The organism is Bradyrhizobium sp. SZCCHNR1098 (genome assembly GCF_032489375.1).
Taxonomy (GTDB): Bacteria; Pseudomonadota; Alphaproteobacteria; order Rhizobiales; family Xanthobacteraceae; genus Bradyrhizobium.
In genome coordinates this window covers 1-24,981 of the sequence record NZ_JAUEXY010000004.1, presented here as the reverse complement: position 1 = coordinate 24,981, position 24,981 = coordinate 1, and the positions used below count along the sequence as shown (strand labels likewise).

The following is a 24,981-nucleotide window of genomic DNA, read 5'->3' as shown; positions in this document are numbered from 1 at the left end:
CTGCGAGCCTCATCTCGAGGATCTTTCGCGCGGCCGCGGCAAGCTGCGTGACCGAGTCGCCTGGTGACGATGGGCTTGCGAGGCCCGCGCCGACATGAACAGAGCGTGGGGTCGCGGCGGATCATGCTCCGCCGCGGCTTGCTTGGGGCTGCCGTCCCCGAGTTCGTCAGTGCCGCTGTTTCCTCGCAGTCAGGCTGCCGCAGAGCCCCGCCTTTTCACCTCACCTGTCGGCATCGGCTGAATTACAATTGCAGAAATTCGAATATATGCATATAGTAACGTAAGTCGGTCGCGGCGCTGGGCCGCGTCAGCAGGGAGGACCCGTCGTGGCAATGATGAACGATGTCATGGTCAAGGATCTGGGCAAGTCCAAGCGCATCGACTGGTCGCCCTATCTGGTCGGCGCCGGCATCGGCGTCCTCAGCTGGGTGGCCTTTGCCGGGTTCGGCGACCCGCTCGGCGTCACGACGGCGTTTTCGCGCATCGCATCGCTGTTTGCCGCTCCGGTGATCGGATCCGACGCCGTCGCCGCCAACAGCTATTGGAAGTCGATGCCGTTGAAATGGGACTATGGCGTCTGGTTCCTGGTCGGCATTCCGTTCGGCGCATTCCTGTCGGCGATCATCTCCGGCACGTGGCGCCTCGAACTGGTACCGGAGGTCTGGAAGGAGCGCTTTGGCCCGTCTGTGGTCAAGCGCTTCGTGGCCGCGTTTCTCGGCGGCATCGTCATCATGTATGGCGCGCGTCTGGCCGGCGGTTGCACCAGCGGACACGGCATCTCCGGCGGTCTGCAATTGGCGCTGTCGAGCTGGCTGTTCCTCGCCGTGATGTTCGCGACCGGCCTTCTGGCGTCGCGCGTCATGTTCCGCAAAGCATAGGAGAATGGCCATGACGTCATTGATGAGCATCGCCGGCCCGCTGCTGATGGGCGCCGTGTTCGGCTATCTGCTGCAGCAGGGCAAGGTCACGAGCTGCAACGTGATCGAGAACCAGTTCCGGCTGCGCGACTTCACCGTGCTGAAGGTGATGGGCACGGCGATCGTGGTCGGCGGCATCGGCGTGCTGCTGCTGGTTGATACCGGCAACACCAAATATTACGTCAAGGACGCCAACATGCTCGCGGTCGCGCTCGGCGCGGCGCTGTTCGGCGTCGGCATGGTGGTCTACGGCTACTGCCCGGGCACCGCGCTCGGCGCCATCGCCAGCGGCAGCGTGCATGCCGCAGTCGGCGCTTTCGGCATGATCGTCGGCGCGATCCTTTATGCGCTGAGCTTCGACTGGGTGAAGGCTCACGTCCTGAATGTTTGGGCGCTCGGCAAGGTGCGGCTGCCCGACATCACCGGCGTGCCGGATGGCGTCTGGTTCGCCGCGCTCGCCATCGGCGCAGGTGCGTTCTTCTTCTGGGTCGAAGCGTCCGAGGCCAAGGCGAAGCGGACACAGCGGTAGGCGGAGTCGCCCGAGTGCCCCCTATGTCAATCAGTGAGAGGTTCCTCCCATGCTATCAGAACTGTTCAGCAAGCTCACCGGATCGACCAGCGTGCCGGCGATCGAGCATGACGAGCTGGTGCGGGCGCATCAGCAGCGGAGCTGCGTCATCGTCGACGTGCGCGAGCCGCATGAGTTCAAGGGCGGACACATTCCCGGCGCCGTCAATCACCCGCTGTCGCGTTTCGACCCGGGCGACCTCGTGCACGACAAGCCGGTGGTTCTGATCTGTCAGGCCGGCGGCCGCTCGGCCACCGCGCTGCGGCGGGCGCTGTCGGCGGGGCGGCAGGATATCCGCCATTATGCCGGCGGCATGAGCCGCTGGCGGGCGCGCGGCGGTCCTGTCGCCTGAACGCGCCCTGTCCGACAGATCGGACGTTCTGCTCTGTCAGGACGGTCCGAACGGATCTGTTCTGGTTGAGATGAAGTGACCCGCAACCAGCGCGTGGGTTGCGGCAGGTTAAGAGCAAAGTGTGCGGCGGAAAGCTTCGATAGCCGTTCTCGCCCGCAGCAGCTAATTTGTTGTTGGTCCAGTCCATTGGTTGACTCGTTCAGGAATAATTAGTTGCAGCGCTGCAATACTCGAACACCGGTCGACGTTCGAGGATTGCATGTTGAAGCTTGTTGGCTTGAGAACCCGGATCACCCTTTCTCTGGTGATCGGCGCGGCCGCGACGGCCCTCTTCGTGCTGCTGGTCGCCATGTGGATCATCGGCGGTATCATCGACCGCGCCAATGAGCGCGAGCTCCACGCCCAATATGACGCCTTCAATTCGCGCCTGCAGCTGGAGTCGACCCGCGCGGAAGCGATGAGCGCGGTGGTTGCCAAGATCCCCGCGGTCCAGGACGCCATGGCGCAGAACGACCGCGACGCCTTGATGCGGCTGTTCGGCGCGGGCATGGCCAGCCTGAAATCCGATTACGGCGTCGACCAGTTTCAGTTTCACACGCCGCCGGCGATGTCCTTCCTGCGGGTGCACCAGCCCGCCAAGTTCGGCGACGATCTGTCGGGATTCCGCAAGACGGTGGTGGCCGCCAACACCGATCGCAAGCCGATCGTCGGGCTGGAGGGCGGCGTTGCCGGCCTCGGCCTGCGCGGCGTCGTACCGATCGTTTCCGCCGGCAAACATCTGGGCTCGGTCGAGTTCGGCCTGACCTTTGGCCAAAACTTCTTCGACGAGTTCAAGCGCAGCCGAAATGTCGAGGTTGCGTTCCGCCTGGCTGGCGACACCGGCTTCAAGCTGTTCGCGACGACGATCGGGGAGACCTCCTTCTTCGCAAGCGGCGACTATCGGGAGGCATCGGCCGGCAGCTTCCTGTCGCGCCAAGGACAGCTCAAGGGTATTCCGGTCGTCGCGCTGCTGGGCCCGATCAAGGATTTCTCCGGCAAGCCGATCGGGGCCGTCGAAATCATCATGGACAACAGCGAGTTTATCCAGGCCCGCAATCGCGCCGGGGCGTTGGCGATCGGGATGACGCTGGCCGGCCTCGTGCTGATCGCGCTCGCCGGGCTGTTGATCGCGCGCAGCATCTCCCGCCCGATCGTCCAGATGACGAGCGCCATGCGCGAGCTCGCCGATGGCAACCTGGACGTTCGCGTCCCGGCCGACTGGCGCAAGGACGAGGTCGGACAGATGGCGCGCGCCGTTTCGGTCTTCAGGGACAACGCCATCCGGATGAGGGATCTGCAGGCGGAGCAGGAGAAGGCCCAGGCTCGTGCCGAGGAGGACCGGCGCCGCGTGCTGATGGAGGTGGCCGATGGCTTCGAGGCCAGCGTCCGCGGCGTCGTCGACGCAGTGTCGGCTGCGGCCATTGAAATGGAGGCGACCGCCCGTTCGATGTCGGTGACGATCGATCAATCGAAGCAGCAGGCCCTGACGGTGTCGCAGGCGTGCGGCTCCGCATCGGATAATGTCAACACCGTTGCCTCGGCGGCCGAAGAGCTGTCATCCTCGATGAACGAGATCAGCAAGACGCTCGAGCGTGCATCGTCCGTGGTTCGCAAGGCCGCGGACGAAGGGCAGCAATCCAACGACAAGGTGCAGCGGCTCAACGTTGCCGCCAGCAAGATCAGCGAGGTCGTCGCACTCATCAACCAGATCGCCAGCCAGACCAATCTGCTGGCGCTGAATGCGACGATCGAGGCCGCGCGCGCCGGCGAGTCGGGCAGGGGATTCGCCGTCGTCGCCAGCGAGGTCAAGACACTGGCGACCCAGACGGCCAAGGCGACCGAAGAGATTGGTGCACAGATCGCCGCGGTTCAGGCCGAAACCGCCGCCGCGGTCCAGAGCATCGGTATGATCTGCACCACGATCCAGGAGGTCGACGAGATATCGACCATCATCGCCTCATCGATCGCGCAGCAGGACGCCGCGACCCGCGAGATCGCCGGCAATGTGAACGTCGTCGCCGGCAAGACCCAGGACGTCACGCGCAACATCGCGGGCGTCACGTCCGGGGTCGTGCAGACCGGCCACGCCGCCAACGAGGTGCTGTCGGCGGCCGGCGAGCTCGCGCAGCAGTCGACCCGGCTGCGCAGCGAGGTCAACCAGTTCCTGGCCCATATCAGAGCGGCCTGACCGGTCGTTGGGTGGCTGAAGTATCAAGCTCGCCGACACGCCCATCGCCCCGGCCGTATCCGCCACCGGGTGATTCCCGTGTCCGACCGGCATGAGCTGTGTCCTGGTGCGGTGGTCTCAAGAGCGCGAGGCGGGGCGGCGCCTCCTGTCCCGTGGCTCACGCCTGCTTCGCGGCCGCCTTCTCGAGCCGCTTCGCCATCACGCGCCAATAGGTGGCCGGCATGAAGCGCTGCAGGAGATCCATGAAGCGCGCATCGCCGCCGATCAGGATGCGGGGCTCATTGCGCTCGATGCCCTCGATGATCCGCAACGCGGCGTCGCGCGGGCTGGTCCTGGCAAGACGCTCGAACCTCTCGATGGCCTGCACGCGGCGCGCATTGTCGGTCATGCCCTGGCCGGCGCGGGCATTGCGCGCAATCGCCGTGGCGATGCCGCCGGGATGCACGACGGACAGCCGCACGGGACTGCCGGCGGCTGTGAGCTCGTGACGCAGGCTCTCGGAAAATCCCCGCACCGCGAACTTTGCCGCGGCGTAGGCCGATTGGCCGGGCGGAGCGATGATGCCGAAGATCGAGGACAGGTTGACGACATGCGCTTCGCGCTGGCGCGAAAGATGCGGCAGGAACGCCCGCGTGCCGTGCACGACGCCCCAGAAATTGATGTTGAACAGCCAGTCCATCTCCGCCTGATCAATCTCTGCGAAGCTGCCGAACAATGCCACGCCGGCATTGTTGACGACGATGTTGAGGCCGGGATGCGCGCGGGTCGCGTCCTCCGCGAACTGGTTGACTGCAGCGACATCGCTGACGTCCAGCCGGTGCGTGGTCACCTTGCGGCCGCTCGCGGCGAGCTCGGCGGCGAGGCTTGCGAGGCCCGCCTCGTCGCGGTCGGCGAGCGCGAGATCGCAACCGCGCGCCGCCAGCTCCTGCGCCAGCGCACGGCCGATGCCGCTGGCTGCGCCTGTCACGGCGGCAGATGCGCCTCGAATGATCGTCATTGTCGCTTCACTCCCCTGATCGACCGGATCTACGTGCCTGTTCCAATTGCAGCTGGGCTTTCTGCCACTTTTTCTGATTGGAACCGAACCATCCGGCCGTTCAGCTTTTAACTCACATTACTTTACGAGCACACATTCGTGGAGGACCTGCATGGGACAGTCGCAACCTTTCCGTGCCACCGCACTGATCGTGGAAGACGATCTGGCGCAGCGCGAGATGATCACGCTGCTGCTCGAAGAGAGCGAGTACGACGTGATCGCGTGTGAGAGCGCGGAGGCCGCCGAACTCGTCCTGAACAAGCCGGGTCATCGCATCGTGCTGCTGATGACCGACGTCAATCTGGCGGGCCGCATGAACGGGGTCGAGCTTGCCCATCTCGCCAAGGCGCGTCACCCCCACATCAATGTGGTCGTCACTTCTGGCCGGCCGTTGTCGCAGCCGCTGCCGGGCGGCACGAAGTTCTGGAGCAAGCCGTGGGCGCCGCTGGACGTGCTGCGCGAAGCCGAGGTGACGCTCGAGCGCGCGCCCGATATCAGGTGAGGCGTGTTGCGTGGCAACCGCCGACCGGTGGAGACGTAGGATCGGCTAGCGGGTCGAGCTGACTGAGAGCCGGGTGGAAGCCGCGCTCCCACCCGGGAAGTGCAACTACTTCTTCTTGGCAGCCTTCTTGGTCTTCTTCGCAGCTTTCTTGGTGGCCTTCGCGGCCTTCTTCGCCTTCTTCGCCATGGCATCCTCGTCAGGAGTTGATGGATTGCAACGCGACTTCGAGGCTTCGCTGGCGCACGCCAGCCATGCATCAGCCTCGGGTGTCGATCCCAGCAGATTCGCGAAGCTCTGCCTCACGCTGTCACCAGCGCGGTTGCGCTTATCCACAGCTCGATGCATTCGCCGGCCAGTTGCGCCGCTGGCGCTCTGGGCGTGACAAGGTTAGCGGATCGTAAAAGGTGTCTTCATTGATTCAAAACCAAGGCGCAACCTTGGTTGCGACCTTGAGGAACCGTTAACTGCGCCGCGCCCATGTTGCCGCGAACAACAGGGTAGCTCATGAGCGCGGCGCTATTGAACATCGAGGACAGGAGCTGCGGCGTCCTGCTGTCGGGATGCTGAACGTTCCGACGCTGTGGACCGCCTTCGTGGTCAATTTCCTCGCGCTGGGCCTGATCTGGGCCTACGTGATGCGCAGCTATCCCAATCTGGATTCGGCGCGGTACTGGACGGCGTCTGCGTTCATGTGCGCGCCGGCGGCGACGTTCGCGCTGACGCGGTTCTATTTCGGCTCGTTCGTTCCGCTGCTGGCCGGCGGCTCGCTGATGACCTTCGCGATCTGCCTCGCGGCGATGGGCGTCGAGCGCTTCTATGGCTACAGGGCGTCGTGGCGCCTGAGCTTGATCGTCGTCGCGATGACCTGCGCGTCGATCGCATTCTTTCAATACGTGTACGACCACGGCCCGCTGAGGATCCTATGCTACTCGATCGGGCAGGCGGTCCCCATGGCGATCATCGCGCGGCTGGTGCTGGATGCGAGGCGCGGGCCCGTCAATCCGGGAGCGCGGCTGGCCGGCCTGCTGTCCGTTCTGATCATCGCGGTGTTTGCCGCGCGGTCGATCGGGGCGTTCGTCGGCGCCGATTTCAATTTCAGCCACTCCACCAGCGGCCAGGCAGCCGCGGTGCTGCTGCTGATCTTCCTGTCGATGTCGCTCAATTTCGGCTTCCTGCTGATGGCGGTGGACCGGCTGCGCAACGAGGTCGCCGATCTCGCGCTGCTCGACGATCTCACCGGCGTCGCCAACCGCCGTCACCTGATGCAGCGCCTGAGCGAGGAATGCGCGCGCGCCGAGCGCTCGCGGCGGCCGTTCGCGCTGCTGGTGATCGACCTCGACGGCTTCAAGATCATCAACGACACCCATGGCCATGCCGCGGGCGATGCCTGCCTGCAGCACTTCACGCTGATGGCCCAGACCCGGCTGCGCCCCGGCGACATGCTGGCGCGCACCGGCGGCGACGAATTCTGCATCGTGCTGCCGGCGTCCGCCTTGCGCGAAGGCGCGATGATCGCGCGGCGCATCCTGCAGGTTTGCCGCGACGATGCGGAGGCCTGTGCCGGCGCCGAGGTGCCGATCGAGGTCTCGATCGGCATCGCCGAATGGACCGAGGATGTCGGCGCCTTCCCCGACCGGCTGATGGCGCGGGCGGACCAGGCGCTCTATGCCGCCAAGAAGGAGGGCAAGAACCGCTATGCCGTCTTCGCCGGTGACCATGAGACGCCGGCATTGGCGCCGGACCAGATCGAGCCGATGATGGCGCCGCCGCGCCGGCAGGATGCCACCGCCGGGTAGCCGGTGCTATCGTTGCCGGCCATGAGGCCGGTTCTGTTCTTCCTCCGCGCAGCGCTCGCGCTGCTTCTTCTTCCTGCGCCGGTCTCGGCCGAGGATCTCACGTCGCTCGCCCGCTCGTCCGGCACGCCGGTCATCCCCGGGCTGAAGATGGTCTGGCTGGCGCCGTGGGGCGATCCCGCCCAGGCCCATCCCTGGACCAACATCATCGTCCACCAGACCGAAGGGCCGGCGGGATCGGCGCGATCAGGGGCGCTGGCGCAAGCCAAGAACCCGAAACGGCGCGGCGTCACCGTGTGGGTGGAAACCGACGGCACGGTGTATTGGGCGGTGCCGGAAACCCTGGTGACGCTGCATGGCGACGGCGCCAACCGCAACGACAACCGCTATATCGACAACGGCCCGACCTATCGCAAGGTCGTCCGCGATAATTCCATCGGCGTGGAGTTCGCCGGCAACTATCCCGACGTCACCCGGCCCGCCACCGAAGCCCAGATCGCCGCGTGGCGCATTCTCTCGAAGCTGCTCCAGCTGCGCTATCAGATCCCGCGGGAGCGGATCTATGCGCACAACTGGATCGACTACAAGGATGCCCGCTATTGCGAGGGCTGTGCGCTCGCCGGGCTCGCCCGCGCTGCGCCGGACTGATCACATAACAAACTGATCACATAACAAGAAGCCGGCGTCTCCGCCGGCTCCGATCGCATCCAAAGACCACCTTCAAGCCGCAAGCCGCGCCGCTAATGCGCGGCCTCCAGGGCCGCCGCCTCCTGCTTGGCGATGGCGCCCTTGACGGCGGACTGCACCTTCTCGAACGCGCGCACCTCGATCTGGCGCACGCGCTCGCGCGACACGCCGAACTCGGCCGCCAGGTCCTCGAGCGTCATCGGCTCGTCGGCCAGGCGCCGCGCCTCGAAGATGCGGCGCTCGCGCGCGTTGAGCACGCCGATCGCGCCGTTCAGCGCCTGCCTGCGGTGGTCATATTCCTCGTGCTCGGCCATGATGGCTTCCTGGTTGGGCGAGGTATCGACCAGCCAGTCCTGCCATTCGCCCGCTTCGCCGTCGTCGCGGATCGGCGCGTTCAGCGAGGCGTCGCCGCCGAGGCGGCGGTTCATGTCGACCACGTCCTGATCGGTCACGCCGAGGCGCTTCGCGATCAGCTTGACCTGATCCGGATGCAGATCGCCTTCATCCAGCGCGGAGATCTTGCTCTTGGCCTTGCGCAGGTTGAAGAACAGCTTCTTCTGGTTCGCGGTGGTGCCCATCTTCACGAGCGACCAGGAACGCAGGATGTACTCTTGTATCGACGCCTTGATCCACCACATGGCGTAGGTGGCGAGGCGAAAGCCCTTCTCGGGCTCGAACCTTTTCACCGCCTGCATCAGGCCGACATTGCCTTCCGAAACGACTTCGGATATCGGCAGGCCATAGCCGCGATAGCCCATGGCGATCTTGGCCACGAGCCTGAGGTGGCTGGTCACGAGTTTATGCGCTGCGTCGCTGTCGTCATGCTCGCGCCAACGCTTGGCGAGCATGTACTCCTCCTGCGGTTCCAGCATCGGGAACTTGCGGATCTCGGCGAGGTAGCGTGAAAGTCCGGATTCTCCATTGAGAACCGGCAGTGTAGCTGTACGGGCCATCGAGCGCCCTCCAGTTGGTTCAGGCCCCCGATAGCGGCGGGCCAGGCAAAGCGGTCGCTTGGTTAAAGCCGGCCGGTTTGCGACGTTCCATGCGTCGACCATTCGACGCAGGCGCAACATACACCATTTTCGCCCCCCGGTGGAAGGATTCCGGGGGTCACGTCCCCGTGTGGCTGCCATAACCTGCTGGCATGCTTGCGTTTTTCTGAAGGCGCTGCGTCATAGCGCCGCTCGCAGGGCGCTCCTCAACAGCATGAGATCCTCCGGCAGCTCCGATTCCCAGTGCATTGTTTCTCCCGTCCGCGGGTGCTCGATGACCAGCAGATAGGCGTGCAGCGCCTGCCGTCCGAGCGCCTCGAGCGCGTCCCGCGCGGCCGGCGCGAGCTGGTTCGCCTTGGTCTTGAAATGCGGGCCATAGACGGCATCGCCGAGCAGCGGATGGCCGAGGTGAGACAGATGCACCCGGATCTGGTGGGTGCGCCCGGTCTCGAGATGGCAGGCGATCAGCGACGCCACCGGCTTGCCGTCGCGGCCGACGAAGCTCTCCTGCACCTCGTAATGCGTGATGGCCTCGCGCCCCCGCGGGCGCACCGCCATCTTGTCGCGCGCATGCGGATGCCGGTCGATGGCTGCGTTGATGGTGCCATGCGGCCGGTGCGGCACGCCCCAGGCGAACGCCAGATAGCCGCGCTCCATCGCGCCGGTGCGGCCGTGATCGGCGAACTGCGCGCTGAGCGAGGCGTGCGCCCGATCGTTCTTCGCGACCACCATCAGCCCGGTGGTGTCCTTGTCCAGCCGGTGCACGATGCCGGGCCGCTTCACCCCGCCGATCCCGGAAAGACTGGCGCCGCAATGCGCGATCAGCGCGTTCACCAGGGTGCCGGTCTCGTGCCCGGCCGCGGGATGCACCACGAGGCCGGCCGGCTTGTCGATGACGACGATGTCGTCGTCCTCGTAGATGATTTTCAGCGGGATCGCCTCGGCCGCGGGCTCCGCCGGCACCGCTTCCGGCACGTCGATTGTGATCGTGTCGCCGGCGGCGACGTGATAAGCGGGGTCCCGCACCGCCTCCGCGCGGAGGCTGACCTGACCGGCCAGGATCAGCGCCTTCAGCCGCGACCGCGACAGCTCCGGCAGCCGGACCGCGAGCACGCGATCGAGCCGCGGCGAGCCTTCGTCGCCGGCGACCGTCACCGTCATCACGCCGCTAGGATTTGAAGTCGAGATGTCCATGAATTCCACCGTTGCGCCCGAGCCGTCATCGCCCGAGCAGGCCCAGCTGATGGCGCGGCTGCGGCGCATGATGATGATCGCGGGCGTGACCACCTCGATCGCGATCGCAGTGCTTCTGGTCGCCATCGGCTACCGCCTTTTCCGCGGCGATGGAAGCACAGCTTCGGGCCCCGACCTCACCGCCATGCTGCCCAAGGGCGCCCGCATCGTCGCCACCGGCACCGCCGGCGACCGCTTGGCCGTGACGCTGGACATCTCCGGCATCACCGAGATCCGCACTTTCGACGCCAAGACCCTCAAACCCACCGGCCGCCTCCGCTTCGCGGTGGAGCCGTAAGGGGCGGGGGCGGTTTCGCCCGGACGCCAGCCATTATTGCGTTGCTGCCCCATCTCTGCCGACTCGGGCGGTCAGCGCCTCCCCCGCCTGCGGGGGAGGTCGCATCGCATCGAAGATGCGATGCGGGTGGGGGAACTCTCTCCACACGCACCGCCGCCGCGGCGCCCCCACCCCAACCCTCCCCCGCAAGCGGGAGAGGGCGCCCACCGCCGCCTTGGCCGGCTGTTTCCATCCTATGATGGCCGATCCCTTCGCCGCCCGGGCAGTCCACTCCCCTCCCCCTTGCGGGGAGGGGTCGGGGGTGGGGGTCCCCACGGGGAAAGACCCTCGAGGCACTCACCCCACAAAATTCCCATCCCCGTCTTGCGGCGCGGCGATTTCGAGGCTATGCGGTTCACCTCACGCTCCCTTCGTCTAGCGGTTAGGACGCGGCCCTCTCAAGGCTGAAACAGGGGTTCGATTCCCCTAGGGAGCGCCATTTACAGATTATGCCATTGAATTCTCGTGTTTTTTAACCTGATTTGTCCCACTCCAGGAATTAGTGGGACAGTATATGTTCTTTGTTTGTGCAGGATCATCCTATTAGGATAGGTTGAGAAACAATGGTTCACTCAACCGGAGATTCTCATGCTTCCCAACGGCCTTTATGTTGCTCGATTCACCACACCGCTCGGGTCGGGCGCCGGCGTCCTGGTGTTGAACGACGGCCGGCTTCGCGGCGGGGATTCCGCCATCGTGTACACCGGCACATACTCCCAGGACGCAAACAAGTTCACAGCCGAGGTGTCGACGAAAAGGCATACGGCAGGTTTGAACTCAGTGTTTGGGGTCGATGCGATCACAATCTCCCTTACAGGCACATCCTCGGACACGACAGCTTCGTGCACCGGATCAGCGGCCGGCGTGAGCTTCAAAGCCGAGCTAATCCGGATTGGTGATTAACATCCTCTCGATGGAGTGGTGATAGTGCCAAAGTATCAAGTAGCTCATATCCGCGAACAGGGGCAGGATATGATCATTTTCCCGCTTGAAGCGCGCTTTGGTTACCTGAGCGATGCGGACAAAAACCACGAGTTAGGAATACTCGAATCCCGAGCCAATGCAGCGGGCCTACGCGGTGCTGCGGTTGCGGTTTGGGATGCTGGCGGCGGAAGGATGGGCTTCATGGGACCGCAGCCATGGCATTCCTTTCTCCGGAGCATAAGCCTTCAGTTCGTGGCTGCGAACTTGAACAAGGAGGTTTTCTGGTAGCGTTTCTCGCCCTAAGCTTTCTCTAACCCCTGAGCTTCGCCATAGCCGCATCGGCAGTTTTCTTTCGGCTCGCCGCCTTGGTGTAGCGCTCCACCTCTTCCAAGGTTTGGTGACCCGTGATCGCCATGATCTCGTGAGGCGTTGCGCCAGATTCCGCAAGCGCGGTCGAGGTAGCCTTTCGTACTCCGTGTGCGGAGCAATGCGGCAGATTGGCTTGGCGGCACCAATCCTTGAACTTATTTCCAAATCCGTTCGCAGTGAACGGCTTGCCGAATTCGGTGAGTAGAAATGTCATGTTGGTACTAACGCTCGCTGCTGCAATGCTGTCGGCAAGCGCCGGGTGCAGCGGAATGTCGATGTCGATCGGGTTTCGGTGCTCATTCTTTGCTTGGCGAAAGCGAATGCGACCATCCCGAATATGCTGGCGCCCGAGGCGCGGCGCATCCTCTCGCCGGCCGGTCGTGTAGCGCAGCAAATCGAGCGCGAGGCGCGGCTTGGACCCGAGCGGGTGACGCTCGTAATACTGCAGGATTTCCCCATCTGTCCAAGTGTGGTGACCGTCCGATCGATACTTTAGCTTTTTCACGTCCGTCGTCGGATTGACTGTGGTTTCCTCGGCCTCGTTTGCCCAAGAGAACAACGCACGTAAAGCTTTCAGAAGCTGGTTGGCTGCGGCCGGTGTGGCGGCCTTTGCATCGCGCATTTTGCGGACGTGCCGAGACTGCATCATCGCGACCGGCTTAGCGCCGTGCTCTCCGGCGATTCCATCCAGTGCCCGACGCTGCCAATTACGTGTGCTGATGTCCAAAGCTTTGTAAGCCGCGCTCGCGTAGTAGCGAATACAGAGATAGCGGAACGATCCCTTTTTCGTTTCGTCAGCCTGCCGCAGCGGCGCCTCGGAAGCCGTCACGATAGCCGCTTGATATTCTTCCATGAAAGCCGGCGTGCCCGGCAAAGCGCGAATGCGCACCTTCCGTTTTCCGGGCACCCGAACGTAGCACCGGACATTGCCATGCCGATCAACATCCTCGCAAATGTACTTAAGTGGCACGCGCATGTTTGGAGCCGGATTCAATCCCATGGATTTTCCCCGCTATCGTCGAATGCGTCAAAAGCGCAGTCAAGCGCCTTACGGTCCCAAATCGTCCTGGCGCCGACCCTTTTGGGGGACGGCATCTCGCCCGACGCGACCATTTTATCGAACGTCGATGCGCTGACGCCGATGTATTCTGCGGCTTGAACACGCGACAAGCCCCGCGGCGGCAGCGACAGCGGCAATGTGCTGCTGCGGCGCGCTGATGATTTCTCGTCGAGCATGCTGATCTAGCCTAAAAAGGAAGTGCGGCCTTGCCGTCCTTGACCCCCAAGGAAGCCCCACGCGCGCCGGACTAGGCGCGCATGGCCGCAAGCAAGCGGGGGAGGACGGCTGTCGCTGTTGGATGGGCCGCAACACCCTCAATCCTGCGAGGCCTCACGGCGCCCGCTAGCTTGCTTACGGTTGGTAGCGTTTAGGTGCCGGGGTTCAGGTAGCTGCCACGGAAATCGTTGATGCCGCAGCCGAAGTCGAGCACCGCTCGCACTTCGACGCCAAGCACGTCCCAACCTGGGCGCACCTCGACCATCGGCCCGTCGGCGCCGTTGAGATACGCAACCATGATCGTTGGCACCTCGGCCGGATCGGCAAACAGCCGCCACGAATTATCGGCGAACCTCGGTTCGACGTGGAGCTCCAGGGCGCCGGCGAATGGATTCACCTTCGTCGAGTCGACCGCAGAGATCGTATGCAGGAACTGTTCTGCCGTCGTCTCAAGGGATGGCCCAACAACCAGGTGGCGAGGCGTTGATTTGATCGGCGTCGCGCCGTCGATGTCCTTCATGTTGCGAAGTGCCTGCCTGCCAGCGGAAAGGCCGGTGACATCGATGCCGCTACCCGCCGCAGCCTTGTTCGCCCGGCTGGCGCCAGTGCCATAGAGCGGACTTCCGTCCGCGAGGTTCACGCCATTGCCGCCGTTCGCGGTGAACAGCGAGACGAGCAAATCCGCCTCGGTCTGCGCCGCAGCGCGACCAAATGCAGCGTTGGAGTCCGCGAACGCGTTAAGGTCATCATTGATGATAGCCTGACGCGAGATCGAGAACATGCGCGCATAAGTCTTGAGCTTGAACGACTCGACCGATTCCGACCGCGCACCATGTTTGACTTCGCTGCCCTCGCCGAGTTCAAGCAGTCGCGGCGCCTCGCTCAACTTGATCTGGTAGAGCGTCCTGAAGTCGGCGGCATCGCGCCGCTTGGCGATCCTCAAGAGAGGAGTCTGCGCCACCTGATAGGCCTGATTCAGAACGCGGTTGCCCGTGCTCAACAACAGATTTGGAAAGTCTGTGGTCGCGAGCATGCCACCGGAACGTGCCATGATCTGCCCGGCAAGCTGCTCGCGGTTCTTCCAATTTGGCCGCTCGCCGCGCTGTTCGAGCATCATCGCGCCGAGCTCGAGCACAGTCTTGCCCATCAACTCGGCCGCAGCACCTTCAGGCCGGCCGCCAGTCATGCGGGCGTACAAAGCCCCCTCGATCGCGCGAGCGAGGAAGTCCGGATTGTCGAGCGTATCCCCATCGCCGCCGGTGCGACTTGAGATTTGGATGCGCGCAGCAGAGTGCGCCATCTGATCCAGGACGGCCACACGAAATTGCTCGACGGTCGATCCCGACCTGATGTGCCCCTGCGCGAACTCGGCCGGAAGATGATGGCGGGCCGCGAGCTCGTAAAACTCGATCGAACGCCGTTCATTTGCCGGGCTGTCATTCTGAGACCGAGTGACGATCACGGTGTCGTCGGGCTGGTTTGCGTTCTGGTCGTTAGCGTTCTGGTTCTTCATTGCATTGTTGCCTTTCGAGAGGTTTCGCACATGAGCTTTCGGATCGGCCGGAATCGCGACCAAGCTGACTTCCATTGGCTGCCAATCCGTATGGGTGATGACGACGTTGCCGCTTTCGTCGCGGCTTTCGACGCTGGCGAAAACGCGGTACCCGACGGAGACGGCAGGAGCCGTGCCGGCGGCCAAGTCGATCGCGATCGGCTTCACATCGTCACGCGGCGACAATCTTGCGTCGGCGACAAGCTCGCCATTTTCGATCCTGGCATCGGTGATGATGCCGATTTGATCCTTTGCCGAACCGGACCGATGAGAATCCAGCAAAGGTGCCGCACCCGACTTCAATCGTTCGAGGCGGATGGATTGAGGCGCGATGGACAGCACCTCGAAATAGTCGCCGTAGGTCGAATCGCGCCGCTGCACTGGCGTGCCGGTCGCGATAACCGCGGAGAATGATCCGCTTTCGGGATCAAAAGAAGTTGCCCGAACGGGAGCTCGGCGGACGTGCAAATCCGTTCGCGCCGGCGAGCGCCGGTGCGTTACGTCAATTGTCATGGATTTCCCTTGGTGGAGTGTATGGCCTAGTGGAGCGGCCGAGGTGGCGAAAGGTCAACCAGCGCCAACGCGCCCAAACTGGCTGCATGGGCGGCGAGTGCGCCGGCAAAAAACTCGTACGGCAAGCCCAATTGATCGGCGAGATATTCAACCGTCATCGGCTCGCCGGCTTGCAAACGCGCGTAGACGGCTGTGCACCGGCTCTCGAAATCAGCCGGAAGTGTGAAGGAAAGGTCTTTCGCTGACATGGCGCGGCGTGCCTTGTTGCTGTTAGTACGCACGGACCTAAGCCGTCGGCGCGCCATCATCCCATTTATCGAAGGTGTCGAGACGCTCCAAAACCGAACGGATCAATTTTGAAACGTTCAACTGCAACGCGGCAGTCGGGTCAGCCAAAAACTTGATATGCCCGATCGGCGCGCCGGTGATGCTCACCGGAAAGCTGGTGTCCGGCTCGATCACAAACGTCAGAAAGCGGTCATCGGTTGCTTCCGGCGCGCTTCGTTCATGGGCGGCGATAGCGTCAATCAGACCTCCGCGTCGACCAACGATTTCGAATGCGTTACGAAGGCCGGCTCCATTACGAGCGATGAATGCGGCGACAGCGATCCGCGCCACGTCGGACAAGGTGAACAAGTGGCCCTTGCCTTTGCGCTCACCGAGGCCCTCGAAGAAGCCCAGGCGACGCCAGTCGCGCAGCGTGTCCGGCTTGCAGTGCGCCGCATAAGCGGTCGCGCTAGGCGAATATTCTTTCAGCATGGTCTTGTTTCCCTTTCTCTCATGTGTGGTTGGTCCGCCCGGCTGGGCAAAAAAAAGCCCCGACGCAACAGCCGTTGCGCGGAGCGGTTCGGTAAAACAAAACCCGCCTTTGCGGGCGGGTTCAAAAACACTGAAGTTAGGTAAGCAAACCCGCACGGACCGGGTTTCTTTGTATCGCGATCTTACATCAACTTCTGTGTTATAGGCTGGCACTTTCCTTCCGGTCAATGCACCCGGTCACTGATTGCGCGGAAACCCCTTAAACTGCAGCGGGTTTGCGCATCTTTTGCCGGCTCGCCCGCACATAGCTTTGGACGGTCTCGGCCTCGATTGGCGACTCCACCGGCTTGCCGGCGACGGCGTTGCGCCTGGGCGCGACGCCGAGCTCGACATCCGCCAGGGTGAGTTTGCGGCCAGCGAGCACGCGCGCGACGGCGAGGATCCGTCGCACCACGGCATGAGCGCACGGTGCGCGGGTGCACCTCGATCGTTGCCAGCCTGCCGGCGAGCGTGCGCGCGAGATCGTCGAGCGCGTTGCACCACGTCACCCATTCGGTGCGGCACTCGCCGATGTGCAGCGGCGCCGGCTCGTGCCAATCGAGCGGCGAGAGCGGCGACATCGCGAGCGTGTATTCGCCGTCACGCTTGCGCGCGCGGCCCTCGTTCTTGCGCAACTCGACAGTCACGCCGCCGTCGTCGGTGCCATAGACAATCGGGCGCGGACGCCCTTTCAGTGTGGGCGCAAACATCTGGTACGGTGTTGGTTGATCAAACTTCCATTTCGTCCGCGAGCCGAGCGTTGCATGGGAGATGACGAGCTGTTGTGGATCGAAAACGAGCCGAGGATCAAGCGCGGCGCTTCGCCGGCGATGCCCGCAAGCGCGCCGAATAACGATAACACCTCCTCGACATCTGCAAAGCGCGCCTCCTGTGCAAGCTCGCGCACAGACTGCGCCACAATCAGAGCGTCATCGCGCGGCTCGCCCGGCACAAAGCCGAACCCGTCGCCGTAACCGCCCGTTTGCACGATGGTGCCCAGGATGCCGTATTGCGTAATAACATCCCAGGGCGTCGCCGTCACAGCCCGGCGCTTAGGCAATTCATCGCGAATCGTCCATTGCAAAATCGAGATCAAGAAACGCGAAACCCGCCTTGCGGGCGGGCTTCTTTGTTCGCCTTTTGGAACGCTCCGGGTGTATGTCAAGCGGCGCGGTCCGGCAAGCCACCCCCATCAAGAAGGCCGGCAACCCCTATGCCGCGCGGAAGCAATCTCTCAATCTCGATTTTCTTTTTCACGCCCTACAGTCTCCGCTTAAGCCTGCGCTTATCACCGCCCGTAATTATTGAGCACCTTGTGCCACTTGGCTCGCGTTGCCTCGTGCCGCGTAGCCAGTTCCGGGAAGCAACGAATGCGCCGATCGATCGCGGCATCGATTTCTTCGTGTGAGTGGAGATAAAGCGGAGTCGTCTCGCCCGTATCTTCGTCGCAGTAAGTCGCAAACCGCACGCATGGCGGCTCGCGGCCGCTGCCAACAGTCGAATTAGTTCGACGCTTGATCCCCGTGAGATGATCTGCACGCGCATGCCGAATTGCGAGCGCCTTTGCGATCCGAATAATATCTTCGTGCACGGCATCGGCCATGCCGGCCGAAACGCCGGATGCGCCATTGTTTGTCATGAGAATTGCCTTTCGAGCTTGGCTTTCTAGAGCCTTCGCCGGCGTCGGGCCGGGCGGCCGGGAGCTAGAAACCTGCTCGAAACAGGTGGACGCGCCTTTAAGCTTTCGCTCTGGACATTGCGCGGCCCTCCCGGCCAACGGCTAAATCGATCCGCTGAAACCGAATACGCGTAGTCGAGTCGGGCTTCTAGACCCGACGCGACCATTCGTCATTCTAAGAAGGTCCACAACATAGCGCATGATGCGCTATGTAGCGCATGATGCGCTAGTTTTTGCTGCTAAGCCCATGTTTGAGAAATGTTTCGTCTTGGCGACCTTGCGTTAGCTTGCTCGCGTTAGGCATCGATCGCTCCGTCGATCCTGAGATACCTGTTGCCGAGGCGCCACTCGATCATGTCTAAGCTTACTTTCGTACGAAACAAAAACGGCGGCCCGGATCGGCCGCCGCGTGAACACCTGAGGCGGCCGAACTACGGCCGCGATATTTTAACGCGCCATGGTCCGGCGCTGCGCTACCTAGCGGCCTTTTAAAGTCAGGGCGCTGGCGCCGCGTCGGATGCCGATTGCCCGGTTGAGCCCATCGAGCCCTTGGCCGTGGTTCCGGTTGATCGAAGTGCCATGACGGCGGTTGCCACCTTCTGCTCGATCGAGGCGAGCAGACTCGGCGACGCTTCAACCTTCACCGCAACGTCAACCTTGGCTTGCCCCTCAACCTCGGCCTTGACCGGCTAGGCGGAACCTATGCCCGGCCCGGTGATGTCGTCGCCGGGGCCGGTTGGTTCGCCGGCATGCTCGGTCCGTTGAGCTTTGACAAGGCGATGGAGTTGGGATCGAGGTGGACCGGCGGCTCAAGCTGGATGGCGAGCAAGGTCGCGGCCTTGCTCCGTCCGGCACTCGGCCTGCCACAGATTGCCGGTGCCGGCTCGGTGATGTTGGCGAGCACGTTGTCGAGCTGCGCGCCGACCGACTTGCCGATCACCTTGGGGATCACTGCGCTGGAGATCCTCGGCCGCCGCACCGCCCTTGGCGCCCGACACCGGCCGCCGACATCTGTGCATGTGCTCGATCTGCCGACACTTTGGCCGTGCGCGCGGCGATCGCCCGCACTGCCTGGTGCCGGTATAGATGGCGGCAGATCCGGCCGCCATTTTTGCGGTAGAGGCGTGTGCCCGGTTTGCTTTGTCGATTTGCTTTTCGGCGCCGGCGGCGCATTTGATTCAGTCGTCGCGAAAATTAGCCCGTACGGCGACTATTTCGAGGTGATGTCCATCGCCTCTCAATCCATCCGCCTCGATCGATTGAAGTCGGGTGCGGCACCTTTGATGGTCGAATTGATGCGTGCGGGCGCCAGAACAGCTCGCCGTATCTGACCGGGCGCAATCAGGTTGGGATCAATTAATCAGAACGCCGGCGCCGAGATCGTTTGGCTGCCATCAATTGGGCAACCCTTGCGAATTCTGAAGCCTCGGAACGATAGGCGATTGTCTCTGGTTGGCGTGTTGCTTGATTGCTCGATCCGGATTCCATCGCTTCATACAGATGCGCGATATCTTGATCAGTGAACAGTTTCGCGCGGCCTATCGTTCGATAGAACGGCTTGTCGACGATGAACTGCGCAAACACCCGTTTGCTTACTCGAAAGATCGCCGCAGCTTCAGCCATGGTATAAAGCTTTAGAGGCATGATCGGCCTACCTTATTGATCGGAATGGCGCCCTATGGCGGCGTCAACCTGTCAACCCTGTCAACCCAAGTTTCGATTTTTGCCGCTGGCGAGATTTCGGGGCGCGCTTGTGCCGTAGGGGGGAGGGGCCGGGGAAGGACCCGCCGTCTAATAGGCGCCCTTCGCCTGCCGTTCCGCGATCCGTTTGCCGAAGTCGGTCACACCCCAGGCTGGAAGGCCACCACCGGCGCAGACGTGATGGCATTGGACCAGGCGATGTGTGAATAGCTCGCGCAGTTCCGGGTCTGCGCGCTCGCTCGCGCTCATGAACCATCCGCTTGGATAGATCGAGAGCGCGGACAACACGCGGCGCTGCTTGATGGTCATCGCTTTCGCAAATTCGATTTGGTCTTTGGTCAACTTGCTCATTGGTTGCTCTTAGGACATGTCCAAGCAGTCCAAGAGGCCCGATGGGCCTTGGACTGCATGAAACCGCTTTGATTATGGGGTTGGTCTAGGGTGTCCAAGGTGTCCAAGGACATTGAGAGGTTGAGGCAAAAAAACAAAAACCGGGCTCAAGAGCTTGAGACCCGGTTTGCTTGCCTACACGCGCGCGACCTGGACGCCCTAGACACCCTGGACGCGCACTTGATTTTGTTGACTAATCTGAATTTCGCCCAGCTTGGACGCGCTTGGACGCCCTAGACCGGAGCGACATCATCCGCGTCCGAGCCCGATTGCATCGCCCGCTCGCCCTCTCCCGGGGAAAGCGCCGGCCAGTCCACGGGCTGGCCAAGCAACTCATCGAATGCTGCGCGGCACTCATCAAGCGGCGGCATCTCATAGCACCATACACGCTGTGTTACGCCAGGATCAACTGCGATCGCAGGCCGGGTCTTGCGCAGGCCCGGCACAAGCTTGGCGAGCCGCTTACCAAACTCGGCAGGACCGCGCTTGCGGCCCACACCCACTTGCGATGAGGCTTTGAGGTATTCTGAATAAAGGTGATCGCAAGGGACTCGCTCTGGCCACTCGGCACCCTCGTGAAGGCGGTTGAACCAAAAGTCATCGATCGTATCGAGAGACCGAACCTTTTGCTCAAGCAAGGCTTTGGTTTGCGGCAGATGCCACAAGTCCACCTGAGTCAAGTCGAATGTCAGCAAGTCATGGAGAAGCCGCTCGCGCCCGCCGTTGTTCATTTCATCATCCATCTCGGCGAAGTAGGCACGATTCTGGGCGCACCGAGGGTTAACGTCGAGAACGACAAACCGGCGCTCATCCATGCCGGCGGGCACGACCCACCCCTCGTTAGAGGACATGATCACGCGCACGAAATTGCGAAGGCGGATCGGGTCGACTCCCTTGGACTCAATCATCTGCATTTCGCTCGTGATCAGGCCCTTGAGCCGTCCTTCGGCCGCCTTGTCCCCCGCCCAAACGGCCTCGTCCGCCTGCAACAGCAAGCAACTCGCCATGTGAGCATTGAACTGCCCAGTGATATACCGGGCATCATCCACCTGGAAGTAATGCGACGAAAACAGCGATCCGAGGATCTCGCCAACCTTGCTCTTGCCCGTGCCCCGTCGACCGCGCAGCACGATCGCGGTGCCAAGCCGCTCGCGTGGCTTTTGCACGATGTGAGCCATCCAGCCGAAAACATATTTGAAGAGCTCCGGATCGCCATCGCAGACGTTCGTAAGCAGATGGTCGCGGAAGATATTGCACGATCCAGCCGGCGAGGGCGCCACGTCGAAACCCCGCCAGAAATTCAGATAGCCCGGCGTCCCTGCGGCGCCATCCGGGTTCGGGAAAAACTCGATGCCTGCGTATGACCGGCGGTCGGGATGCGAGTGCCAGGCCCTCGCCCAAGTGACCGGGCGAATCTTGCCGTCCGATCCAACAATTTCCGTGTGCCGGTTGGCGAACCACGAGTTCATCGATTCGACCGACATCACGCGCACCCGGTCATTCACCGGACCCGAGGGCTGTTCGTTCACTACCACAGCTTTGCCGCCCCAAATCGCCAGGGCGTAGCTGCGATTGATTTCGGCGACATCGAAGCCCCAAGCGCGCGGCGACGCGTTTGACGCGTCCACGGGGCTCCTATCGCCGGTCTGCCCCCCCTCGGGACAAACGGCCGACGGGAGGGAACCGTTCAAGTCGGATTCGTCGTCGCTTTCGATCAGGCGCACAATGCGCTCATGCGGCGGCATGTCGCCGTGTTCGACAAGATCAGCGATGCGAGCAGCGACGCGGGCCGGATCGGCGGCGCCGCCAAGCATGTCGTTAAAGTCCTGTCCCGCGCGGCCGTTGGCGCAAACGGGTTTCGCGGCGGCCTCCGGGAGGCCACCGTTTGCAAGCTCAGTCATGTCGGATTCTACCTCTCCGGCGGCCCTATTGGGCGCCAGTGGTGAGACGTTCGCTCTAGAAACGATAACGATTCCGTAGAGCCGTTCTCTGTCCCACCGGCCAGTAAGTGTTTGATTCCGCGAGAGACATAAAGTCCCCTAGGGAGCGCCATTCCCGGCGCTCAACCCTTCATCTCTAACCTGTACGCGCGGCTCCTCAGCCTCGCGGCGCATTTTCGCGTCCGAGCTTTGCTCTTCGGGACGCCCTTCCGAGAGAAGGGCGCAGGGAAGGCCGGGTGCAGGCCGCACCCATGGCCCGCCTGCAGAAAGAAAAGCAGGCGGCAGTCACCACAGGATTGGCCGAACAACCGGCCTTCCCTGCGCGATGGGTTGAACGGCTGCTCCGTGCTCTCCCAGGGGACCGGGCTTGCTTGCCCCCGTCATCGGGATGTCGCCGACCAAGACACCAGCGTCGGGGTGTCGGGACCACACGGCTTGACCGTCCGCCTCGGGCTCGTTCGTCCGCACGCGAAACGCGCACTGCGACCCCAGGCGGCCACCGCATCTCCCGCTCCACGGTCCGTGACGATCGCGAAACGCCCCTTCAGTGAGCGCGAGACGGCGAGGAGCATCGATCTGATTTGCCCGACGACACAAGCGGAGATTTGCCCGGCGGAATGCGGCAGATTGGCACGACGGGCAGTTTGGGCATGGTGGGATGCAAAGAAGGTACGAGCCCTTAGTTCGAACAAGGCGCAATTTGGAATCGGCGATCCCCCTTCCAGTCTTGAAGGGGAGACCACTAGCTCGGCTCTCGGCTTTGCATCACTCCTCGTCGAGGAGCGAGGAAAACCTCTGCGCGTAGCATCGTTGGTCTTCTCTGGGGCGAATAGGAACGTTAAAGCTGAAGGGGTTGAGTCGGGGGTTAGCCGTGTCGTCTCTTTATTCGAAGCTAAAGAAAGACAGCGCAAACTGGGCAAACGAAGAGGAGCTGCGGAAGAGCTGGCTTAAGCATATCGAGAATGAACTCGGTATCGTCTTCCACGCAGAGCGTGAGAGGAACGATGCTTCATATAATCAAGTCATCATTGAATTTAAAGGCAAAGGTCTCTTCAAAGGAAACACTAAAAGCAATGCCTTTAAGGAAGCGGTCAACGATCGATTAGACAAGTATATTGTTCGTCGAGCAAAATCGGAGGGGCTTGCGCCCGAAGACTACATCGGCATCGCTACCGATGGAGAGCACATTTGCTTCGCCTTCCATAAGGATGGCGTCATATCTCACCGCAATCTTCTTCCTTTCAATGAATCGTCCGTTGAGCTTGTTGCCCAAGCGTGCCGGGACGCAAAGCGTCGGGCCGTAACTGCAGGAAATCTTATTGAGGACTTTGGTCACGGATCAGTGGTCGGTACCGAAATGATGGCAGCGCTCGCAAGCGAGCTGGAGCGCAACATCAAGAGTCCCTCAAACAACAAGATCAAGATGCTATTCGAAGAATGGCGGGCGCTGTTCGGGCAAGTCGCCGATTTGTCGGCAGCTCAAGCCCAGGAAATTCGTCGATTGATACCCGTCAAGCTCGCGTTGCCAAAAGCAGATGCTGTTGCGGCGCTTCTATTTGTGATACACACATACAACGCGTTCGTAATGAAGTTGCTCGCCGCAGAGATTGTGGCTGAGTACGATCTAACCTCATACCCAGACTTCTGTGAACAGCTTCTTGGGTACGATGACGACGCGCTATTAAAGCGGCTGAACGACGAAGTTGAAAGAGCAGCTTACTTCGAAGGCGCGTTGATCAAGGGATTCGTCGAGGAGGCAGTTTTCTCCTGGTATTCCGACGCTTCTCTGACAAGAGGCGGGCGAGTGCACATTTGCACGGGGATTCGGTCGCTCCTGAGGCAGATGTCCCTATATCGCATGGATGATCTGAGCGCTGCTCGTTCTAAGGACGTGCTAAAATCTTTCTATCAGGCCCTCGTTCCAGAGCCACTTCGTAAGGCGCTCGGCGAATTCTATACACCTGATTGGCTTGTGGAAGTCGCATGCGACCGTCTAGAAGCGAAGGGATGGTTGGAGATCAGAGCGTTAGACCCGACATGTGGTTCTGGGTCGTTTCTCCTAGAGATTATCCGCAGAAAGCGCGCGCAGGCGAATAAGAGCAAGCTCCCCGCTGGCAAGACATTGCAGAACATCTTGGAGAATGTTTGGGGTTTCGACCTGAACCCTCTGGCTGTTCAGGCCTCTCGAGTGAATTTCCTCATTGCAATCGCGGACTTGATCGCTGAAGCAAAGATGGAAATCGAGCTGCCGGTACTGCTCGCCGATGCAGTATACTCCCCGGCACCTCCTCCAGCCGGCGGAAACGGTTTTGTCGAATACCATATAGGCAGCGCAGTCTCGGATCTGAAGGTGATCTTGCCCCCTGAGCTCGCATTCGATCGGGCTAGGCTCGATAAGACTTTTGTCATAATGTGCGCTGCCGTCGACTCGGAGCTCAAGTACTCGGTCGTAGCAAAGCAGCTCGAAGCCCAGGGCTTTTTGTCCGCTGAAGAATTGGAGAGCTGGGCGAGTGCACTGGAGCACACTTACAATCAAGTTCTCGCTCTCCACCAGAAAGCATGGAATGGTATTTGGTTTCGGATCGTTAGAAACTTCTTCTGGTCGGCAGTGGCAGGAGAGTTCGACGTAGTAGTCGGGAATCCGCCTTGGGTCAGATGGTCCAATTTGCCGGAAATCTACCGTAAACGCGTCAAACCCACGTGCGAGAAGTACGCGATATTCTCGGAAACTCCATTTCATGGAGGTAATGAACTGGATATCTCGGGGATGATTACCTACACGGTCGGCGACAAGTGGCTGAAGCAGGGGGGCTCACTGGTCTTCGTTATCACTCAAACACACTTCCAGTCGCCCTCATCGCAGGGCTTCCGTAGCTTCAGCATCAATAAGAAGGCAAATCTCATTCCGGTTGGGGTTGATGATCTAAAGAAGCTTAAGCCATTCGCCAAGGTCGCAAATAAAACTGCAATTATGCGCCTCCAAAAAGTTCCCGCATCAGTCAAACCCCAGTACCCAGTCGAATATCGGGTGTGGGAAAAAGGCGACGGAGCGTCTGCTGCCATCCCGGAAAGCTTAAACAAGTCGCAAGTGCTCGCTCGTGTGAATGTGAAGGACTGGGTGAGCTGCTGCCGGTTTGATGGACACCCGGTCAAGCTAATCCCACCTTGCGCTCGAACTCAACCGGGCTGACGTAGC

At 61.9% G+C, this 24,981-nt stretch carries 25 protein-coding genes and 1 tRNA gene; 11 read left to right on the top strand and 15 right to left on the bottom strand.

Going from position 1 to position 24,981, the window contains the following annotated elements; genetic code table 11:
• Positions 1-335: 335 nt before the first annotated feature.
• The 4 genes from QX135_RS10490 (at position 336) to QX135_RS10475 (ending at position 4,064) form a co-directional block, all read left to right on the top strand.
• Positions 336-878 (top strand): YeeE/YedE thiosulfate transporter family protein, encoded by a 543-nt coding sequence (locus QX135_RS10490; RefSeq protein ID WP_315756100.1) that lies wholly within the window; start codon positions 336-338, stop codon positions 876-878.
• A 10-nt stretch (positions 879-888) separates the two neighbouring features.
• On the top strand, positions 889-1,446 hold the full coding sequence (locus QX135_RS10485) for a YeeE/YedE thiosulfate transporter family protein (RefSeq protein WP_316179639.1): 558 nt from the start codon (positions 889-891) through the stop codon (positions 1,444-1,446).
• 49 nt (positions 1,447-1,495) lie between these two features.
• Positions 1,496-1,837 carry a rhodanese-like domain-containing protein gene (locus tag QX135_RS10480; protein ID WP_316179641.1) on the top strand — a complete coding sequence of 114 codons (342 nt, stop codon included), beginning with the start codon at positions 1,496-1,498 and terminating at the stop codon, positions 1,835-1,837.
• A 259-nt stretch (positions 1,838-2,096) separates the two neighbouring features.
• A complete protein-coding gene (locus QX135_RS10475) occupies positions 2,097-4,064 on the top strand; it encodes a methyl-accepting chemotaxis protein (RefSeq protein ID WP_316179643.1) in 1,968 nt (655 codons plus the stop codon).
• Positions 4,065-4,221: 157 nt separating this feature from the next.
• Here the strand turns inward: QX135_RS10475 and QX135_RS10470 are convergent, their stop codons facing one another.
• A complete protein-coding gene (locus QX135_RS10470; protein ID WP_316179645.1) occupies positions 4,222-5,061 on the bottom strand; it encodes an SDR family oxidoreductase in 840 nt (279 codons plus the stop codon).
• A 151-nt stretch (positions 5,062-5,212) separates the two neighbouring features.
• On the opposite strand from QX135_RS10470, the gene QX135_RS10465 reads away from it, so the two are divergent.
• Complete coding sequence (locus QX135_RS10465; RefSeq protein ID WP_315778335.1) at positions 5,213-5,602, top strand: response regulator; 390 nt, start codon at positions 5,213-5,215, stop codon at positions 5,600-5,602.
• Positions 5,603-5,707: 105 nt separating this feature from the next.
• Here QX135_RS10465 and QX135_RS10460 read toward each other — a convergent pair whose 3' ends face one another.
• The gene (locus tag QX135_RS10460) at positions 5,708-5,935 is read right to left on the bottom strand and encodes a hypothetical protein (RefSeq protein ID WP_315772285.1); all 228 of its coding nucleotides are present in this window, start codon (positions 5,933-5,935) and stop codon (positions 5,708-5,710) included.
• 227 nt (positions 5,936-6,162) lie between these two features.
• On the opposite strand from QX135_RS10460, the gene QX135_RS10455 reads away from it, so the two are divergent.
• A complete protein-coding gene (locus tag QX135_RS10455) occupies positions 6,163-7,398 on the top strand; it encodes a GGDEF domain-containing protein (RefSeq protein ID WP_316179647.1) in 1,236 nt (411 codons plus the stop codon).
• Between the two features lie 21 nt (positions 7,399-7,419).
• Positions 7,420-8,043, top strand: a complete 624-nt coding sequence (locus QX135_RS10450) for a peptidoglycan recognition family protein (RefSeq protein ID WP_316179649.1) — start codon at positions 7,420-7,422, stop codon at positions 8,041-8,043.
• A 92-nt stretch (positions 8,044-8,135) separates the two neighbouring features.
• On the opposite strand, the gene rpoH is transcribed toward QX135_RS10450, so the two are convergent.
• Together rpoH and QX135_RS10440 are read right to left on the bottom strand one after the other, a co-directional pair.
• On the bottom strand, positions 8,136-9,035 hold the full coding sequence (rpoH, locus tag QX135_RS10445) for an RNA polymerase sigma factor RpoH (protein WP_315737032.1): 900 nt from the start codon (positions 9,033-9,035) through the stop codon (positions 8,136-8,138).
• Between the two features lie 219 nt (positions 9,036-9,254).
• Entirely contained in the window at positions 9,255-10,235 is a 981-nt protein-coding gene (locus QX135_RS10440) for an RluA family pseudouridine synthase (RefSeq protein ID WP_316179693.1), read from the bottom strand.
• Positions 10,236-10,266: 31 nt separating this feature from the next.
• Here QX135_RS10440 and QX135_RS10435 point away from each other — a divergent pair, with 31 nt between their 5' ends.
• Together QX135_RS10435 and QX135_RS10430 are read left to right on the top strand one after the other, a co-directional pair.
• Positions 10,267-10,605, top strand: coding sequence for a hypothetical protein (locus QX135_RS10435; RefSeq protein ID WP_315783142.1), 339 nt, complete (start codon positions 10,267-10,269; stop codon positions 10,603-10,605).
• Between the two features lie 403 nt (positions 10,606-11,008).
• Positions 11,009-11,083 (top strand) — tRNA-Glu (locus tag QX135_RS10430).
• Between the two features lie 795 nt (positions 11,084-11,878).
• On the opposite strand, the gene QX135_RS10425 is transcribed toward QX135_RS10430, so the two are convergent.
• The 8 genes from QX135_RS10425 to QX135_RS10390 form a co-directional block, all read right to left on the bottom strand.
• A complete protein-coding gene (locus QX135_RS10425) occupies positions 11,879-12,937 on the bottom strand; it encodes a tyrosine-type recombinase/integrase (RefSeq protein ID WP_316179653.1) in 1,059 nt (352 codons plus the stop codon).
• A complete protein-coding gene (locus QX135_RS10420; protein WP_316179655.1) occupies positions 12,928-13,173 on the bottom strand; it encodes a hypothetical protein in 246 nt (81 codons plus the stop codon). Before QX135_RS10420 ends, QX135_RS10425 begins: the two co-directional genes overlap by 10 nt.
• A gap of 191 nt (positions 13,174-13,364) precedes the next feature.
• A complete protein-coding gene (locus QX135_RS10415; protein ID WP_316179657.1) occupies positions 13,365-15,278 on the bottom strand; it encodes a prohead protease/major capsid protein fusion protein in 1,914 nt (637 codons plus the stop codon).
• A gap of 26 nt (positions 15,279-15,304) precedes the next feature.
• Positions 15,305-15,526: a hypothetical protein gene (locus QX135_RS10410; RefSeq protein WP_316179658.1), complete on the bottom strand. Its 222-nt coding sequence runs from the start codon at positions 15,524-15,526 to the stop codon at positions 15,305-15,307.
• Positions 15,527-15,563: 37 nt separating this feature from the next.
• Positions 15,564-16,037, bottom strand: coding sequence for a hypothetical protein (locus QX135_RS10405; RefSeq protein WP_316179660.1), 474 nt, complete (start codon positions 16,035-16,037; stop codon positions 15,564-15,566).
• Between the two features lie 224 nt (positions 16,038-16,261).
• A complete protein-coding gene (locus QX135_RS10400) occupies positions 16,262-16,786 on the bottom strand; it encodes a hypothetical protein (protein WP_316179662.1) in 525 nt (174 codons plus the stop codon).
• Positions 16,768-17,172, bottom strand: a complete 405-nt coding sequence (locus QX135_RS10395; protein ID WP_316179663.1) for a hypothetical protein — start codon at positions 17,170-17,172, stop codon at positions 16,768-16,770. Before QX135_RS10395 ends, QX135_RS10400 begins: the two co-directional genes overlap by 19 nt.
• Before the next feature lie 192 nt (positions 17,173-17,364).
• Positions 17,365-17,715 carry a hypothetical protein gene (locus QX135_RS10390; RefSeq protein ID WP_316179665.1) on the bottom strand — a complete coding sequence of 117 codons (351 nt, stop codon included), beginning with the start codon at positions 17,713-17,715 and terminating at the stop codon, positions 17,365-17,367.
• A gap of 788 nt (positions 17,716-18,503) precedes the next feature.
• Between QX135_RS10390 and QX135_RS10385 the strand changes: the two genes are divergently transcribed.
• A complete protein-coding gene (locus QX135_RS10385) occupies positions 18,504-19,085 on the top strand; it encodes a hypothetical protein (RefSeq protein WP_316179667.1) in 582 nt (193 codons plus the stop codon).
• Positions 19,086-19,110: 25 nt separating this feature from the next.
• On the opposite strand, the gene QX135_RS10380 is transcribed toward QX135_RS10385, so the two are convergent.
• The 3 genes from QX135_RS10380 to QX135_RS10370 form a co-directional block, all read right to left on the bottom strand.
• Positions 19,111-19,377, bottom strand: a complete 267-nt coding sequence (locus tag QX135_RS10380) for a hypothetical protein (RefSeq protein ID WP_316179668.1) — start codon at positions 19,375-19,377, stop codon at positions 19,111-19,113.
• A 168-nt stretch (positions 19,378-19,545) separates the two neighbouring features.
• A complete protein-coding gene (locus tag QX135_RS10375) occupies positions 19,546-19,806 on the bottom strand; it encodes a hypothetical protein (RefSeq protein WP_316179670.1) in 261 nt (86 codons plus the stop codon).
• Between the two features lie 272 nt (positions 19,807-20,078).
• Positions 20,079-21,746 (bottom strand): DUF5906 domain-containing protein, encoded by a 1,668-nt coding sequence (locus QX135_RS10370; RefSeq protein WP_316179672.1) that lies wholly within the window; start codon positions 21,744-21,746, stop codon positions 20,079-20,081.
• 910 nt (positions 21,747-22,656) lie between these two features.
• Here QX135_RS10370 and QX135_RS10365 point away from each other — a divergent pair.
• Positions 22,657-24,975, top strand: coding sequence for an Eco57I restriction-modification methylase domain-containing protein (locus tag QX135_RS10365; protein WP_316179674.1), 2,319 nt, complete (start codon positions 22,657-22,659; stop codon positions 24,973-24,975).
• The last annotated feature ends 6 nt before the right edge of the window (positions 24,976-24,981 follow it).

Coding starts and splice junctions, on each gene's coding strand:
- QX135_RS10490 (WP_315756100.1), top strand. CDS start 336: ATGAACGATGTCATGGTCAAGGATCTGGGCAAGTCCAAGCGCATCGAC.
- QX135_RS10485 (WP_316179639.1), top strand. CDS start 889: ATGACGTCATTGATGAGCATCGCCGGCCCGCTGCTGATGGGCGCCGTG.
- QX135_RS10480 (WP_316179641.1), top strand. CDS start 1,496: ATGCTATCAGAACTGTTCAGCAAGCTCACCGGATCGACCAGCGTGCCG.
- QX135_RS10475 (WP_316179643.1), top strand. CDS start 2,097: ATGTTGAAGCTTGTTGGCTTGAGAACCCGGATCACCCTTTCTCTGGTG.
- QX135_RS10470 (WP_316179645.1), bottom strand. CDS start 5,061: ATGACGATCATTCGAGGCGCATCTGCCGCCGTGACAGGCGCAGCCAGC.
- QX135_RS10465 (WP_315778335.1), top strand. CDS start 5,213: ATGGGACAGTCGCAACCTTTCCGTGCCACCGCACTGATCGTGGAAGAC.
- QX135_RS10455 (WP_316179647.1), top strand. CDS start 6,163: ATGCTGAACGTTCCGACGCTGTGGACCGCCTTCGTGGTCAATTTCCTC.
- QX135_RS10450 (WP_316179649.1), top strand. CDS start 7,420: ATGAGGCCGGTTCTGTTCTTCCTCCGCGCAGCGCTCGCGCTGCTTCTT.
- rpoH (WP_315737032.1), bottom strand. CDS start 9,035: ATGGCCCGTACAGCTACACTGCCGGTTCTCAATGGAGAATCCGGACTT.
- QX135_RS10440 (WP_316179693.1), bottom strand. CDS start 10,235: ATGACGGTGACGGTCGCCGGCGACGAAGGCTCGCCGCGGCTCGATCGC.
- QX135_RS10435 (WP_315783142.1), top strand. CDS start 10,267: ATGAATTCCACCGTTGCGCCCGAGCCGTCATCGCCCGAGCAGGCCCAG.
- QX135_RS10425 (WP_316179653.1), bottom strand. CDS start 12,937: ATGGGATTGAATCCGGCTCCAAACATGCGCGTGCCACTTAAGTACATT.
- QX135_RS10420 (WP_316179655.1), bottom strand. CDS start 13,173: ATGCTCGACGAGAAATCATCAGCGCGCCGCAGCAGCACATTGCCGCTG.
- QX135_RS10415 (WP_316179657.1), bottom strand. CDS start 15,278: ATGACAATTGACGTAACGCACCGGCGCTCGCCGGCGCGAACGGATTTG.
- QX135_RS10410 (WP_316179658.1), bottom strand. CDS start 15,526: ATGTCAGCGAAAGACCTTTCCTTCACACTTCCGGCTGATTTCGAGAGC.
- QX135_RS10405 (WP_316179660.1), bottom strand. CDS start 16,037: ATGCTGAAAGAATATTCGCCTAGCGCGACCGCTTATGCGGCGCACTGC.
- QX135_RS10400 (WP_316179662.1), bottom strand. CDS start 16,786: ATGTTTGCGCCCACACTGAAAGGGCGTCCGCGCCCGATTGTCTATGGC.
- QX135_RS10390 (WP_316179665.1), bottom strand. CDS start 17,715: ATGACAAACAATGGCGCATCCGGCGTTTCGGCCGGCATGGCCGATGCC.
- QX135_RS10385 (WP_316179667.1), top strand. CDS start 18,504: ATGCTCGGTCCGTTGAGCTTTGACAAGGCGATGGAGTTGGGATCGAGG.
- QX135_RS10380 (WP_316179668.1), bottom strand. CDS start 19,377: ATGGCTGAAGCTGCGGCGATCTTTCGAGTAAGCAAACGGGTGTTTGCG.
- QX135_RS10375 (WP_316179670.1), bottom strand. CDS start 19,806: ATGAGCAAGTTGACCAAAGACCAAATCGAATTTGCGAAAGCGATGACC.
- QX135_RS10370 (WP_316179672.1), bottom strand. CDS start 21,746: ATGACTGAGCTTGCAAACGGTGGCCTCCCGGAGGCCGCCGCGAAACCC.